This is a genomic window from Chimaeribacter arupi (assembly GCF_002858805.1).
In the GTDB taxonomy this organism is placed as follows: Bacteria; Pseudomonadota; Gammaproteobacteria; order Enterobacterales; family Enterobacteriaceae; genus Chimaeribacter; species Chimaeribacter arupi.
Window position 1 is genome coordinate 81,518 of sequence record NZ_PJZI01000017.1, and the last position, 15,576, is coordinate 97,093.

Here is a 15,576-nt window from a genome sequence, read left to right on the forward strand (position 1 = left end):
GCTTATACTACCATGCTCGATTCGAGTTGCCAGTGTTCCACCGTCAGTTGCCCCCGCCCTTGCCAGTGAATACGCTGTTCAGCGGCAGGGAAATAGCGGCTGGTCATGGTCGCCTCGCCGTGGTTGATGAAGATCTCCGCGATCGAATGATCGCAGAAAATATGCAGGTGATTCACCTGCCCGGACCAGTAACGCGTTTCCGGCTCACCGGTACGGCAATTGATCCGGTGGAGGGTGAGCCCCTGTGCTGTGCAGGTCAGGGTTAACGCCCCGGCCAGGTGGGCTTGCCACTCGCCCTGCGAGGCGATAACCAGCTCGGCCTGCGTGATCGCCAGCGGGGCAAGGTCATCGGCGCACCCCTGTTGCCGGGTGTGTTCGCCACGGAGTGACTGAAGCTCTTTTACCGGCTGCTGGATAATTTTCCCGTTGACCAGATGCAGCTCCCGCGGGCAGCTCATCATATGCATCCAGCCATATTCTGCGGTGGGCTGGTAAAATTCATCCGCATCCGGCACGCCCACCCAGCCAAATAACAGCCTGCGGCCATCATCACTGAGGGTGGTCTGGGGCGCATAAAATTCAAACCCCAGATCGAGTTCATGGAAATCGCCATGCGTGAAATCAGCGTGTTCATACTCCAGCCGGCCAACAAAATAGCCGCTCTGGTGTGTATTAAGCCAGCTCTGTTCTTTCGCGGGTAAGCCCTGGGGGCAGACCAGCAGCACATCCTGCCCATCGAGCGCAAACAGATCCGGGCATTCCCACATGTACCCAAACTCGCCCAGCCCGTTCAGGTGGCTGCCGGCAATTTCGCCTGACAATGTCCATTGCCTTAAGGTTTCGCCGCGGTAGAGCAGCACTTTCCCCTGCTCCTGCAGGTTCTGCGCGCCTAACACCATGTACCAGTAAGGGCCATGACGCCAGACTTTGGGATCGCGCACATGCCCGGTGTAGCCTTCAGGCAAGCCGATAACCGGGCCGGCTTTGGTCACTTCGCCGTCCGGCTGCACGGTCGCCAGGCATTGCCATGCCGTCCGCGAGCCCGGCAGCTTGACATTCCCGGTGTAGAGCAGGCACAAAGTGCCGTTATCGTTCACTGCTGACCCTGAATAACAGCCGTTAACGTCATACACCTCGCCCGGCAGCAACGCGACCGGCTCGTGCTGCCAGTGGGTCAGATCGTCTGAACTCCAGTGCCCCCACCATTTCGCGCCGTGTGCGCAGGCCAGCGGGTTCCATTGGTAAAAAAGGTGATACCGGCCGTCAAACTGGATAAAGCCGTTGGGGTCATTCAGTAATCCTGCTGCCGGTGAGAGGTGCCAGCCGGGGCGGTAAGGGTCATGTCCGGCCTTGCCCGCGGCAATGGCCACATTTTTCAGCGCTTTTTTTAACAATGCATTTTCCCTCATGCTTTCTCCTCAACCCGGTATTTAAGCAGCAGCGATAAGATAAAGGCGACACCAAAGGCGATAACCATGCCGATGATGTAATTCAGCAACGCGCCGGCCTGCACAATCGCCAGGCCGGGCAGCGCGGTCAGCCCGACAGCCGTCATGCTGACGTGGGTGATCACGACATACGCGCCGCCCGCTGCCCCGCCGATAATGCCTGCAATAAAGGGTTTCATAAACCGCAGGTTCACGCCGAAAATAGCCGCCTCGGTAATCCCCAACATGCCGGATAAGGCGGAGGGCAACACCACGCTGCGGGTTTTGACATCGCGGGTTTTAAACCAGACGGCGAGGCAGGCACCCGCCTGGGCGATATTCGCCATTGACCAGATCGGCAACAGGAAATTCACGCCGATGGAAGGGTTACCCAACAGACCGGCTTCGATGGCATGGAAGCTGTGATGCACGCCGGAAATCACTATCACTGAATAGAGCCCGCCGAACAGCAACCCGGCCAGCCAGCCGGCATGGGCGATCAGGGTGCTCAGGATAAAGGAGATGCCGTCGCCCAACGCCCGCCCGGCTGGGCCGATGACCAGCATCGCGACAAAACCTGAGATAATCACCGTCATAAAGGGGGTGAGGATGATATCCAGGGCATTCGGGATCACCCGGCGTAACCGCTTCTCCAGCCAGCTCATAAACCAGACGGTCAACAGCACCGGGAAGACGGTGCCCTGGTAGCCGATCATTGCGATATCCAGCCCGAAGAGGTTCATTGTCTGGAACCCGCCGGCCACGCCCCAGGCATTGGTCAGTGCCGGGTGCGTGAGGATGCCGCCCAGGGTGGCGCCCAGGTACGGGTTACCGCCGAACTCTTTGGCGGCCGTAAACCCGATCAAAATCGGCAGGATGATAAAGGCGGACGAGCTGAACATGTCCAGCATCACGAACAGCGCGCTTTTGGAGTCGACCCAGCCATAGGTTTTCAGCATTCCCAGCAGCCCCATGAGCACGCCGGAGGCAACAATCGCCGGAATGATAGGCACAAAAATGTTGGATAACAGGCGGGCAATCCGCTGTGCCGGGTTCAGTTTGCTGGCGGCCGCGCTGGCGGCCTCACTTTTGGATGACTCGCTGATCCCCACTTCCTGGATAAACGCAGCATGGACTTTATTGACTAACCCGGTGCCGAAAATAATCTGCATCTGGCCTGCATTCTGGAAACAGCCTTTCACCCCCTCAAGGTCGCCAATCGCCTTTTTATCCGCCAGCGCATCATCATTGAGGACCAGCCGCAGGCGCGTGGCGCAGTGTGCCGCCGACGCAATATTCTCTTTCCCACCAAGCAGCGGCAAAAGCTGCCTGGCGACTTTATTCACATCCATAGTCTTCCCTTAATTGCTGTCGAACATGTTTAATCAGAACCAGGTTTCCATCTGGATGCCAACGTTCCATTCGCCACCGGCCGTAAACCCGCCGGACCCAAAGGCGTCATCGCTGGCATAACGGTCAAGCGACGCGTCCCAGTCCATCCAGCTGGCAAAAAAGCGTATTTCCGGGCGGCTCAGGAAATTGCCCATATCGCCGACTTTAAAGGTCGGGGCAAAGGTCAGCTTATAGAAGCCGCCGCTGACGTCCTGCCGGTCTTTGAAGTCCATCGGGCGCAAATCCATATACTGGTAGCTGCCTTCATAGGCCAGCATGAAGTTTTCCGTGATGTCCTGCATCAGGCGGACGTTCAGGGTGAGCCAGCGGTAGTCATCGCCGTTGATGTAGCGATCTTTGCTCTGCTGGGCCAGCAGCGCCGGGGCCAGGTGCCAGTGCGGGCTGAGGGAGGTCATGCCATAGGTGGCGACACGCCAGGTATCTGCCTGCTCCGTGAGGTTGCCGTCGGAGCCGATGCCTTTTACCTCCGCGCCCAGGCCGTGCCCATACAGCAGTGCCGTTTTCGCCGTCCCGTCCCGGACACCGTAAAAATTGTCACCATGCCAGGCCAGCATGGTGTGAATGCCTCTGTCACCGGCCTGCGATGTGCGGCGTGCGGAGTTGGTGCGGGCATCATTATCTTTGGCGCGCAGGCCGCTCAGCATAAATTGCAGCGGGCCGCTGAAGGTGTTGGCGGTCACGATATAGTTTTCGATGCTGTTATCGATCGTTTCGATATCACCGAAGTTACGGCCATAGAGGGAAAAGTTGCTTTTGACATTATCTGACCATGTCACGTCATAGATACCGCCTCCCGTCCCGGCGAGGAAGACCACGTCCGAATCGAGCCAGTGGATATCAAAGTTGTCACGGTCAAAACGTTTACCGGCCCACAGCGTGGCGTGACTAAAGGCACCGGTAAAGGTGGGCAGGCTGCCTAATTCAACAAACGCCTGCCGGATATTCAGGTCACTGGTATCGGCCGTCCAGTCGTTATAACTTTGCTGGCCGTCAGCGAGCATCACTTTAAAGCGCGTGGTCGCGCCGTTTGCCAGCCGGGTTTTTTGTTCGAGGTTGAGTTCAACATAGGTATTGTTTTCGTTGCCTAAACGCCCGACTGCCCCGCCGGTTTCGCCGGCCGGAGAGAGATAAGGGCCGCTTTGGGTATCGGCGGCGGAGTCATTCATGATCACCCCGGAGCGGGCATAACCGTGGAATTCAAACCCATCGAGGATCTTCTCCTCATTACCCAATTCCGTGGCAGCCGGTGCCGTTACCGCCGTGGCGTGTGCAGCCGCAGGAGGCGGGGATACCGGCTGGGCCGCTGGCCGGCTGAGCAACGCTACACGTTCTTCAGCCCGTTGGGCACGGTGTTCCGCGTTATCCGCCCGTTTTTCCGCTTTTTCCAGCCTCGCTTCCAGCAACGCCAGACGCTGTTCAATCTCCGTCAGGTCAGCCGCAGCAAAAACAGACTGCGGCATCATCGCGGCTGCCACAGCCAGCGCCAAAACATTCTTCCTTATCATTATTGTTCTCCAGAGGGATCCCGTGTTGCTAAACCGGTTTTGCAAGAGAGTATTTAATCCCCCCGGAGGTTTTCAATCAGATTTAAAGGTGGGAGCGTGTATTTGTGACAGGCATAACGTTTTTCAGGGCTGGGGAGTCACGTTTGGGCAGCGCTGTCATGGCACCTTTGGCCGTGGTGGCCAACGCGCCGCAATGCTGGGCGAGCTGGATGATCTGTTCCGGCAGCGGCGTGGTGAGGGGGTGTTCTGCGCTCATCAAGCCGGTTAACAGCCCTGCGACAAAGGCATCGCCTGCGCCGGTTGTATCAACCGGCGTAACGGCGGGGGCAGCGAACTGGCTGAGTTGCCCCTGCTGCCACACCATCACGCCCGCTTTCCCTTGGGTGATAAGCAGCAACGCCGGGTGATAGCGTTGGGTAAACAGCGCGATCGCCTCTTGCGTATTTTCATTGCCGGTGAGCAGCCACAACTCGTCCAGCGAGAGTTTTATCACCTCGGCCAGCGCCAGCGCCCGGCTGATAACCTCGTGCATTTCCTGCGTACTTTTCCACATATCCTCGCGGATATTGGGGTCGAAGCTGACGAAGCCGCCGGCCTGGTGAATGCGGTCGATGGCGGTAAACACCGTACTGCGTGACGGCTCAGCAGAGAGCGCTATTGAGCAAAAATGCAGGAGTTCGCCCGCGGCAAACGGCGGCAAATGCTGTGCCGTGATGAACAGATCGGCACTGGGGCGGACCATAAAGGTAAAGCTGCGCTCACCGTTCTCATCTAACCCAACCAGCACCGTCGAGGTACGTTGATCAGCCAGCAGGCGCAAAAAGGCCGTATCGACCTGCTCAGCCGCCAGCACTTCCTGAAGGCATTTGCCGAAAGGATCATTACCCACACAACCGATAAACGCACTGTCACCGCCAAGCCTGGCAACACCGACGGCAACGTTCGCCGGCGCGCCGCCCGGACACTGGCGCAACAACAGGCCTTCTTCCGGCAGTAAATCAATCACGGCATCACCTAACACCCATACTCTTTTCATTTTTCACCTTCCTCTGCTGTTTTGCATAAGCTAAACCGTTTTAGCTAACGTTAACAACCCTTTTCAAATGGGCAGGTGATGGCAGACAGGCAGGCTGATACCCGTAAGAGAAAGCGCCCCCGGCAGAGCAGCCAATTGATTACCTCTGTTTTTAAACAGCCGTTATTTGGCACAGTGTTATTTCAGAAAACGGAAAAAAAGCGTGATGCACAAAACCCGTCAACTTTTAATAGTTTTCTACGTAAAGAAATGCAAATTTTAGAAAAAGCCCTGATGTTTATGGCAGAATAAATTTGTGTCTAACTACTGAGGACAATTATTCATCCACACCGAGGAAAAGCAACAACGTGGATAGGTTGTAAAATTATGGACAAAATGTTCACCCCAAAAATGCTTACCCCTCCTTTATTCCTTGCTGATGTAAACGGCCTGCTTTGCGATCAGCACTGGCGTTGCGCGCTTTAGCCCCGTTCTCTCCTTTTTATTTCTGATTTATTTGGTTTTCACGCGGCACTTTCGCGTGGGCAGGAATTATTTCTCGTCAGGAGAGAAATCATGCGGTATTGGATTTTATTAACAGCAGCCATTGCTGCGGAAATTATTGGCACCGTGTCGATGAAATGGGCGGGCGTGAATGGCAGCAGTGCCGGCTATATTTTTATGCTGGTGATGATTGCGCTGTCCTATATTTTATTGGCTTTTGCGGTGAAACGTATTGCGCTGGGGGTGGCTTACGCCCTGTGGGAAGGGATCGGCATTCTGTTTATCACGCTGTTCAGCGTCACGCTGTTTGGTGAAACGTTATCGGCCATGAAAATCGCCGGCCTGATGACGCTGGTGGCCGGTATTGTGCTGATTAAATCCGGCACGCAGACGCGTAGCAGCCAGGCGCGTGCCGCACAGACACATGCCGCCCCGGCGCGTAACATGCAGGCGCATAAGGAGCTGAGCCATGGCCACCTTTAATGCAATGCATATCGCCTGGCTGGCATTGGCCACCGGGCTTGAGATCGGCGGGAATATCCTGTTGAAGTACTCCAACGGGTTTCGCCGCCCGCTGTATGGCCTGGGTTCCCTGGTTGCCGTGCTGGCCGCCTTCAGTGCGCTGGCACAGGCGGTTAAAGGCATCGATTTATCGGTCGCCTATGCGTTATGGGGCGGGTTTGGCCTGGTGGCGACGGTTGCAGCGGGCTGGATATTGTTTGGGCAACGGCTCAGCAGCAAAGGCTGGTTAGGCATGGCGCTGTTATTAACCGGGATGGTGCTGATTAAATTGGCGTGACCATGATAATCCGCGGGAAACAGTATTATGCTGTCCCCGCGGACCCTTCAGGGTAAAACAACCGGGGCAGGGGCCATCATGGATTGCCCCTGTCGATAAATCATTTTCAGCATCGGTAAATAATCGTGTGCCAGCCCATCGGTTAACATTTTCCGGCGCAGCCAGCGGATTTCATTAATCAGCTCCGCCTGAAACGATTTATTGCGTTGCGCGTTATCCAGCCAGCGTAATAAGAACTGGTTTTTAGCCACCTGGGAAACCGGGAACCCATAGCGCTCATTGATCAGCGCCGCGACGATGGCACAATAATAAAAGTGCAGCCGCTGGGAGAGTTGTTCATGACTCATCATTATTGACTCAAAAATAAAAGAGGGGCCGGCGTGAACAGGCGTTGAGCGGCCTTATTCTCCCCCTCTGGAATAACAGAGAAAACGATCCGGCATTACCCCTCTTTTCCGGCACGGTACTCCTGCCAGCGGATCACGGAATTAATTCCCATCCAGGCCAGCGGGTTAGGGTGAGAAAACTGATCTATTGGTGTTTTGGTGTACTTAAGTCCCGACGAGTATTTGACATCGGTTATGTAAATCATCAGCTGGAAGTATGGCAATGTTAAAGCCTGCGCTAAAAGCTTTAGCCCACCCAGCTTTCATATAGCTGCTATGCCGAAAAGTTTGATGATCTTCCGTTGTTGAGTGCGCAGCCGCAGACAAGTTACGGGGGCGTCTCCACAGATACTGAAGATGAAATAGCGTGTTTTAACTCGGTAGCTGCCGGGCACTCAGCCCCTTTTTATTCTGGCTTAGCTGCACCTGAAAAAGGGCATTAACCCCTTAGTGCGCCTTTTCAGGTGCACTGCGCTATTTTTTAAAACTCCCGTCCCCTTCACATTTATCAGCCCGTTAATAAGCAAGCTATTCATTTTCGTCTAGAGTTTTTCGAATGGTCAACCATTTACAGGCCATGTCTGGTCTGGACAAGGAGAACAGTGATGACGAAAAAGGCCGTATCCCCTCAATGGAAAGGCGCGTTGCTTATGCCTTTGCTGGTGACCGGCGCGCTGGCAACCGGCTCTTTTTATGCGCAGGCAGAAGACGACCAACCCCTGTTGACGCAGGCACCGGTGCCGCCTGATATCCGCCTCGGGCCGCTTTACCATGCGGTGCAGGCGGCGAAATTCTTCCCGGATCAGAAAACCTTTGCCGACGCTGTGCCGAAATATGATCCCTCCTCGATTCTGGCCGACTGGCAGATGCAAAAAACACAGCAAAATTTCGACCTGAAGCGCTTTGTTGACAGCAATTTCACCCTGCCGGGCAAAAATGACGCCTATGTGCCGCCCGCCGGGCAGAGCCTGCGTGAGCATATCGACGGCCTGTGGCCGGTGCTGACGCGCACCACCGATAAAGTAAACCAGTATGACTCGCTGCTGCCGCTGCCGAAGCCGTATGTGGTGCCGGGCGGCCGCTTCCGTGAAATCTATTACTGGGACAGCTACTTCACCATGCTGGGGCTGGCAGAGAGCGGCCACTGGGATCGCGTCCAGGATATGGTGGACAACTTCGCGCACGAGCTGGACACCTACGGCCATATCCCCAACGGCAACCGCAGCTACTACCTGAGCCGTTCGCAGCCGCCGTTCTTCAGCCTGATGGTGGATCTGCTGGCGCAGCACCGCGGGGAAAGCGTCTACGCCACCTACCTGCCGCAGCTGCAAAAAGAGTATCAATACTGGATGGCGGATGCGGAAAGCGTCCCGGCGGGCAGTGCCGGCAAGCGCGTGGTCAAACTGAAAGACGGCACGGTGCTGAACCGCTATTGGGATGCGCGTGATGTGCCGCGTACCGAATCTTATATGGATGACATCGCCACGGCGGAAAAAGCCACCTCGCGCAACAAAGCGGAGCTTTACCGCGATCTGCGTGCCGGGGCGGCCTCCGGCTGGGATTTCAGCTCCCGCTGGTTTGACGATCCGAATAATCTCTCCACCATCCGTACCACAGAGATTGTGCCGGTAGATCTGAACGCCCTGCTGTTCCATCTGGAGAACACGCTGGCGCGCGCCAGTAAAGCCGCAGGCCAATCCGCCGACGGCCAGCGTTATGCTGACCAGGCAGAAAAACGGCAGGCGGCGATCAACCGCTATCTGTGGAACGCCGACGGCGGCTGGTATGCCGACTATGACTGGAAGCGCGGCAGTGTGCGCACCCAGTTAACCGCCGCCGCGCTTTTCCCGCTCTATATGCAGGCCGCCAGTGACGATCAGGCCGACAAAACCGCTGCCGCGGTGGAGAAACAGTTGGTGAAAGCGGGCGGGCTGGTGACGACGAATGTGCATAACGGCCAGCAGTGGGATGCCCCCAACGGCTGGGCGCCGCTCCAGTGGGTAGCGGTGGAAGGGCTGAACCATTACGGCAAGCAGACGCTGGCAAAAGAGATCGGTATGCGCTTCCTGGACAACGTGCAGGCCACCTATGACCGCGAACACAAGCTGGTGGAGAAATATGTGGTCGAAGGGAATCTGGGCGGTGGCGGCGGCGGGGAATACCCGTTGCAGGATGGCTTTGGCTGGACTAACGGCGTGACGCTGAAGCTGATGGACGCGTATTGCCCGAAAGGCATTACCTGTAACAATGTCAGCGACCTCAAAAAAGCCCCGTAGCCTGGCGCTGCCCGGCCGTGGGGCCGGGCGGTTACGAGCTGGTTATGCCTGAAGCACCTTTTCAAGCTGCTTCACGGCTTCGGCGTGTTTATCCGCAGGCATTTTCGACAGGTTGTGCAGCTTCCACCGAACTGCCGGCAACTGGTCGATATGGTCGAGACCGAGCAACGCCCAGTCGGGCTGCCGGCGTTTGAACGACAATAAAAATGCCCGCTCGTCTGATGTCATTTCTGCATGGATCTGTGCAACCAGCTGTTCCCGCACCGCCTGCAAGTCTGCCAGGGGGACGTCCACCTCCGCCATACGGCGGAACTCACCCTCATAAATCCCGCTTATCTCTTTAAAATGCGGTCGCAATAACTCAGCGATTGGGCGTGGATGGCTGATCACATAAACCAGCAGGGCTTTACGCAGCGCATCTGTCAGCCCCTCGTTGTCGAGTAAAAATTTGACGTCAAACAGATCCCTGGGATGCTGGCGATCCAGTGCCGCGCAAATTTTACCGGCATACAGGTCAGCAAATGACACCACGGCCATTTCTGCATAACCAAACTCATCCTCAACCGCTTCACAGACCGGACGCACCGCCGGCTCGTAGACGGTCCCACGCAATACCGGCGACAGCTCAATCTTAATCATCACGCTGTCGCGGACAACCGTCAGCCGCAATGCATCACGTTTGTCTTCATACGATTTGCTCACCTTGCTGGCGGGAACAGAGGTGCTGATGGCGTCTGCAATGCTATCCAACGCAGATTTGATGGCGGTGAGTGAGGCGTTGCGTTCCAGCACCGGCAGAAACACCAGGTCAATATCCACCGATAAGCGGGGAAACTCCCGGATAAACAGATTAATGGCCGTGCCGCCTTTCAACGCAAAGCAGTCATGTTTCGCAATGTGCGGGATGAGCTGTAACAGGAGCTGAACCTGTTGGTAATAAATGCTTCCTCTGTCCATTTTTGATCACATCTCTTTAGGGACGGTAATATTCCAGGTGGTGTCCAGGCGACCCGCCTGGACGATGGTCCGCTTGCCGGTGCCGAGCGCATACTGGGTGGGGTTAAGGTGCCTGTACCACGGGTGGTTATGGCGCTGCGCCAGCCACATAAACAGCCGCTTGGACTTAATGCTGCCATTTGCCTGCATTAAAGGGTCGAGTTTTCTGGGGGAGAGCGTCGACAGCCCCTGCATCAGCTGGTCAGCATGTTCCACACTGATATGTTCAGGCACTTGCGGGAGAAGCTCCAGCATGGCTTTTTCAGGCCCTGACATCATGAGCGCGGGTAACCCTTCGCGCCACGGGTACGCCCGCAGATAGCGGGCATCGTCCATCACCGGAGCGGGCCAGATGCGCCGGGTGCTGTGCCACTCAAACTGTGTGCTGAGGTTAAGCCGGTTCAGCCACGGAGGTGCCGCGCCTGCGGAATAGAGGCTGATCAGCTGGTCTTTATGCCTGGACTGATAGTGCGCCAGCCCTGCCAGATCCAACGCCGTAAGGCCGCCCACCTGCACCGGCAGGCTTTGCATACGTTGCAGGGAGATGGCGACGCCTTGCCAGCTCAGGCAGGGCTCCTCACGCACGTAAACGCCGGGCACCAGCGCCAGTAATGTCCGGCTTTTTACCGCATTATCAATAAAGTGCAGGGTTAAACCCTGTGCCTGTAGCCAGGTTTTGGTTGCCAGCAGGCCCACTGGAAGCAGTGTTTTCAGCAATTGTCTCGATTCACTATTTAACATTCGCCACCTGCGGTTTACTAATGTGTTTATATACGGCGATTATCGCCGTATATAAGGAAATATACAAACCACTCAAGGTGGAAAGTTTACTTGTCTTCCTATTTACGGCAATCATCGCCGTGAATAACCATTTTAATAAACCACTGCGCAGGGTGTTTCTGCGGGTATTACCTTGCGGTCATCTGCCGCTGCACGCAGCCAGCATCAAAATCGTCTGAAAGACGCTCTCTCTACACATACAGGTTCCTTCTCTCACCATCCACCTTCTCAACGGTGCAGAAATCAATCTGTTAGCAGCCAATGTTTCCCGGAGATTTCATTTTTCTGTCATTTTTGTTCTTTACGCTGTTAGCTTCCCTATATGGATATTAACACTATGAAAATAAAAGCTATTTCCCTGGTTGTCGGCTGTGCGCTCTCATCATCAACGCTCGCGGCGCAGCCGCAGGCCGAGCGCTATATCGTCAGTTTTCCCGAAGGGACACGCGTAAGCTACAACGGCGCGTTTTCCGGCGCGTTTCCAAATGGTTTGCCGGTGGGGATTGGCTCCGGTTTGCTGTTTACCGGCAAGCAGGGGGAGACGTTCACCTTCGCAACCGTCACCGATCGCGGGCCGAATGCTGACTCGCCTGATATGGGTAAGAGAGAGGCAAAAATTTTCGTCACGCCAGAGTTCGCCCCACTGCTGATGACTATTCGGGTGCAGAACGGCAAAGCGGAGGCCACGGACGCCCGGCCGCTGCATGACGATAAGGGCAATATTAACGGATTGCCGCTGCAGGATGGCGTCATCGGATCAACCAATGAAATCGCGCTGGACGATACGTTGAAAGTGCTGCATGGCGATAACCGCGGTCTGGATACGGAAGGCATTACGCCGGACGGCAAGGGAGGGTATTGGCTGTGCGATGAGTATGGCCCGTTCCTGATTAACGTTGATGCGCGCGGCAAGATCCTGAAAATCTACGGGCCGCAGGCAGAAGAGGGGGAGAAATCCATCGCGGGCGGTCTGCCGAATGTTCTCAAATGGCGTCAGCCAAATCGTGGATTTGAAGGGCTCACCCGCATGCCGGACGGGCGCATTATCGCCGCGGTGCAGAGCACGCTGGATATCAACGGTAAAAGTAAAAAGCAGGCGCGCTTTACCCGCCTGGTGAGCTTCGATCCGGCGACCGGGAAAACCGCGATGTATGGTTACCCTATCGACAGCGCCGCTTACGGTAAAAACAGCGACGCAAAAATTGGCGATATTGTGGCGCTCGACAATCAGCATATCCTGCTGATTGAACAAGGCAGCGACAAAGACGATGCGATGCGCAACCTTATCTATAAGGTGGATCTTAGCCCGGCTACCGAGCTTGCAGCATTCGATAAGCCTGACGAGTATCCGGAGTTTGACGACGAGAAAGCGCTGGCGCAGCGCGGCATTAAGCTCGCCGCTAAAACGCTGGTGGTCGATTTACGTCAACTCGGCTGGCAGCAGGAGAAGGCCGAAGGACTGGCGCTAATTGACAATAAAACGCTGGCCGTCACCAATGACAATGACTTCGGCGTGAGAACGGTCATGCAAAATCCGGTTGAAGGTAAGAAGCGTAAGGATTATCGGGTGACCGAACAGGGGACGCTGACGGTAGATGATAAGCCGGTTGCAACGACTATCGGCATAAAGCCGCTGAAGAAACCGGAGTCGGACAGCGAGTTGTGGATTGTCACGCTGGCGGCACCGCTGAAATAAACGCTTTCCCCACCCCAGGCTGCATCCGTTAATGGCATCACTTTGTGTAAAAGAGCCGGATGCAGCCCCGTTTTGCCATCGACAGATCATTCCCCGGCGTTAAGTTACAGCGGGCTGCGGGCCGGACATCGCCCGCGATGAGCGAGAAGCGGACTAAAACCAGGTTAATGTCCTTTACGTAACCGGCTCACACTTAATACCACTGATGCCGCAGACGCGACGACAGCAATCCACAGAGCATAATGGACAGCCTGCAGTTCATTTATTGCCAGCAGTGCCCCCATGACAGCAGCACCGAGGCATTGGCCGAATGTCCGGACGATAGACAATACGCCTGATGCGTAGCTGGCATAGTCGCGGGATACGTTAGAGAGCATCTCCCGGTTGTTAGGGCTTTGGAAACAACCAAATCCGATGCCGCACCACAGGCTGCGTAAACAGATATCCCATACCGCAGGGCGGGCGGGTAGCGTGGCCAGCAAAATCAAACCCATAACAAAAAGAGCTAACCCAACGGTAGAAATCAGAGGCGCTGAAAATATGTCGGCCCAACGGCCCGCATGAGGCGCTATCAACACAATGCCGATCGGCCATGGCGTAAAGAGTAACGCCGACACGACAGGGCTGTAGCCATACACGCTCTGAAACAGAAATGGCAGCGCAATAAAGGTAATTCCCTGGCTCACAAAACAGGCGAGCGACGTTAAAGCGGCCAGGGTAAAGCGTCCATTTTTGAACATGACGGGGGGTAATAAAGGATGCTTTACCCGGCGGATCTGCCAGATAAATGTTATGGCGCTGAGCATCGCAAGCAGACTCCAGCTGATAGCCTCGACACTGATGTGATGGCCTGAGGAGAAGCTGTTTGCCGCCATCACCATTGAGCCTAAAAGTAGTGCAGAAAGCACAGCGCCTGGCGTATCGAACGGCGTTCTATCGAACACCGGTTTTCGTGGCAGCGACCTGAATACCAGCAACAGGGAAACGGTGCCGGGGAGCACGTTTATGGCGAACAACCCTTTCCAGCTTATTATGTCCAGCACTGTGCCGCCAAGTACAGGCGCGATGGCCGAGCTTGACGCAATCAGCAGGGCATGTAGCCCAAGAATACGGCCAAGCAATCGGCCGGGGAAAACAGAACGCAGTATCGCCGGGGCAATGCTCAGGGTAGCTGCGCCGCCGATCCCTTGCATAATGCGCATTCCGATGAGCATCTCTGGCGTACTGGCCAGCGCACAACCCAGTGAAGTGAGCGTAAAGACGGTAAGGCCTGAAAGAAACACTGGCCGGTAGCCAACGCGTACTGCCAGCGCAGCGAAGATAGCCAATGTCATGGCGGCGGAGAGCAGGTAACCGTTGGCGAACCAGACCGAGACATTCGCCGGTACCTGCATCGCTTTTGCCATGGATGGCAAGGCGATGTTGATCATCGTGCCGTCAAACACGCCCATCAGCGTCGTGGTCATCACGGCGGCCATGACGCGCGCACGTTCTTGTCCCGGCAGGCCTTCATCGCCCGGTAGATGTGAAAATAACGTTGTCATTTTTATGCCTGTGAAAGGAGGGAGACGAAAACTATAATCAGCAGTGAATCAAGGCGGAAGATGCAGCATTTGCACTGTATCATTGCATTCGACGCCCTATCTGAATTCCTGGCAGGAACCCATATGTCCGACCCTGATTTTAACTTGCTGGTCGCGCTCGACGTTTTGCTGGCAGAAGCCAGCGTTGCGGGGGCAGCCCGACGCTTAAACCTGAGTACCTCAGCGATGAGCCGCACACTCAGCAGGCTACGTGAGGTGACGGGGGATCCCATTCTGGTGCGGGCAGGGCGTAACATGGTGCTCACCCCTTGGGCTGAAGCAAGCCGGGATCGTGCCAGAAACGCGGTCTATGAGGCGAGGGCAGTGCTTCAGCCCTCATCCGAAACGCTCAAGGTGGAAAACCTCGAACGGCTGTTCACCATCAGGGCCAATGATGGTTTTGTCGTGGCATTTGGCCCACTGCTCATTGCCGCCGTGGCCGAAGCGGCCCCAGGTATTTGCATACGCTTTGCACCGAAACCTGAAAAAACGCCTCGTTATCTTCGGGAGGGTTTAGTTGACCTGGAGATTGGCGTCCAGAGCAATATGGGGCCGGAAATCCGGGTGCAGAGACTCTTTCAGGATCGCTTTATTGGCGCGGTGCGCAAGGAGCATCCGCTGGCGTCACAGCCGGGAATAAACGTTGAAGATTATATTGCCTGGGGACATGTGGTGGCGTCACCCGATGGGGTGTTACATGGTTTTGTCGATGATGCCCTGGCGGCGTCAGGCGTCATGCGCAAAGTGGTGAGTGTGGTTCCGGGCTTTCCGACTGCGTTATCCGTCGCACTGGCCTCCGACCTTATCGCCATGGTTCCCGCGCTGTACTTGCGCAACCAACAAATGACAGAAAATTTACATGTCTTTGAATTGCCATTCAAAACCCGGAACATTGTGGTGTCGCAGATGTGGCACCTAAGAATGGAAAAGGATCCGGGTCACCGCTGGCTTAGAGAGAAAATTTCAGAGGTGTGCCGGGTAGGGTAACGTATTCCGTCCCCTATCAACTAAGTCAATTGCACTGTTACCACGGGAGTTTTAAGGCACACGGGACTGCCTCCGGCACGCGTTGTTGAGACTATGCGGCTGGAGTGTGCCTGAAGTCACATCGAAAGTTAGCCACGTCCGCTTCTGGCACAAAGCGGACTGACCTCAGGTAAGGTCCGCTATGAGCAAGAAACGTATATATGCTTATG

Annotated in this window: 14 protein-coding genes; 6 read left to right on the top strand and 8 right to left on the bottom strand. The window is 55.8% G+C overall.

Translation table 11 applies throughout. From position 1 onward, the window contains the following. Positions 1–2: 2 nt before the first annotated feature. From CYR52_RS11755 to CYR52_RS11770, 4 genes are all read right to left on the bottom strand, one after another. On the bottom strand, positions 3–1,409 hold the full coding sequence (locus CYR52_RS11755; protein ID WP_072932251.1) for a sucrose-6-phosphate hydrolase: 1,407 nt from the start codon (positions 1,407–1,409) through the stop codon (positions 3–5). Next, complete coding sequence (locus tag CYR52_RS11760) at positions 1,406–2,779, bottom strand: sucrose-specific PTS transporter subunit IIBC (RefSeq protein WP_101828637.1); 1,374 nt, start codon at positions 2,777–2,779, stop codon at positions 1,406–1,408. The genes CYR52_RS11755 and CYR52_RS11760 overlap by 4 nt, the downstream gene beginning before the upstream one ends. Positions 2,780–2,812: 33 nt before the next feature. Further along, positions 2,813–4,345, bottom strand: a complete 1,533-nt coding sequence (locus CYR52_RS11765) for a carbohydrate porin (protein WP_101828638.1) — start codon at positions 4,343–4,345, stop codon at positions 2,813–2,815. An 82-nt stretch (positions 4,346–4,427) separates the two neighbouring features. Continuing rightward, entirely contained in the window at positions 4,428–5,381 is a 954-nt protein-coding gene (locus CYR52_RS11770) for an aminoimidazole riboside kinase (protein WP_101828639.1), read from the bottom strand. A 78-nt stretch (positions 5,382–5,459) separates the two neighbouring features. Between CYR52_RS11770 and CYR52_RS11775 the strand changes: the two genes are divergently transcribed. The 3 genes from CYR52_RS11775 to mdtI all read left to right on the top strand — a co-directional run bounded on the left by CYR52_RS11775 (position 5,460) and on the right by mdtI (position 6,663). Then, on the top strand, positions 5,460–5,672 hold the full coding sequence (locus tag CYR52_RS11775) for a hypothetical protein (protein ID WP_101828640.1): 213 nt from the start codon (positions 5,460–5,462) through the stop codon (positions 5,670–5,672). Positions 5,673–5,936: 264 nt separating this feature from the next. Further along, positions 5,937–6,347, top strand: coding sequence for a multidrug/spermidine efflux SMR transporter subunit MdtJ (gene mdtJ / locus CYR52_RS11780; protein ID WP_101828641.1), 411 nt, complete (start codon positions 5,937–5,939; stop codon positions 6,345–6,347). Further along, a complete protein-coding gene (gene mdtI, locus CYR52_RS11785; protein WP_101828642.1) occupies positions 6,334–6,663 on the top strand; it encodes a multidrug/spermidine efflux SMR transporter subunit MdtI in 330 nt (109 codons plus the stop codon). The genes mdtJ and mdtI overlap by 14 nt, the downstream gene beginning before the upstream one ends. 47 nt (positions 6,664–6,710) lie before the next feature. Here the strand turns inward: mdtI and CYR52_RS11790 are convergent, their stop codons facing one another. Further along, entirely contained in the window at positions 6,711–7,013 is a 303-nt protein-coding gene (locus CYR52_RS11790) for a hypothetical protein (RefSeq protein WP_079205314.1), read from the bottom strand. Positions 7,014–7,654: 641 nt separating this feature from the next. Here CYR52_RS11790 and treA point away from each other — a divergent pair. Then, positions 7,655–9,325, top strand: coding sequence for an alpha,alpha-trehalase TreA (gene treA / locus CYR52_RS11795; RefSeq protein WP_101828643.1), 1,671 nt, complete (start codon positions 7,655–7,657; stop codon positions 9,323–9,325). 42 nt (positions 9,326–9,367) lie between these two features. Here the strand turns inward: treA and CYR52_RS11800 are convergent, their stop codons facing one another. Then, a complete protein-coding gene (locus CYR52_RS11800; protein WP_101828644.1) occupies positions 9,368–10,282 on the bottom strand; it encodes a nucleotidyl transferase AbiEii/AbiGii toxin family protein in 915 nt (304 codons plus the stop codon). Positions 10,283–10,288: 6 nt separating this feature from the next. Continuing rightward, the gene (locus CYR52_RS11805) at positions 10,289–11,062 is read right to left on the bottom strand and encodes a type IV toxin-antitoxin system AbiEi family antitoxin domain-containing protein (RefSeq protein WP_101828645.1); all 774 of its coding nucleotides are present in this window, start codon (positions 11,060–11,062) and stop codon (positions 10,289–10,291) included. 376 nt (positions 11,063–11,438) lie between these two features. Here CYR52_RS11805 and CYR52_RS11810 point away from each other — a divergent pair, with 376 nt between their 5' ends. Continuing rightward, positions 11,439–12,797 carry an esterase-like activity of phytase family protein gene (locus CYR52_RS11810; RefSeq protein WP_146001341.1) on the top strand — a complete coding sequence of 453 codons (1,359 nt, stop codon included), beginning with the start codon at positions 11,439–11,441 and terminating at the stop codon, positions 12,795–12,797. Between the two features lie 164 nt (positions 12,798–12,961). Here the strand turns inward: CYR52_RS11810 and CYR52_RS11815 are convergent, their stop codons facing one another. Further along, a complete protein-coding gene (locus tag CYR52_RS11815) occupies positions 12,962–14,341 on the bottom strand; it encodes an MFS transporter (protein ID WP_101828647.1) in 1,380 nt (459 codons plus the stop codon). A gap of 123 nt (positions 14,342–14,464) precedes the next feature. On the opposite strand from CYR52_RS11815, the gene CYR52_RS11820 reads away from it, so the two are divergent. Then, entirely contained in the window at positions 14,465–15,367 is a 903-nt protein-coding gene (locus CYR52_RS11820) for a LysR family transcriptional regulator (protein ID WP_101828648.1), read from the top strand. Positions 15,368–15,576 lie beyond the last annotated feature (209 nt).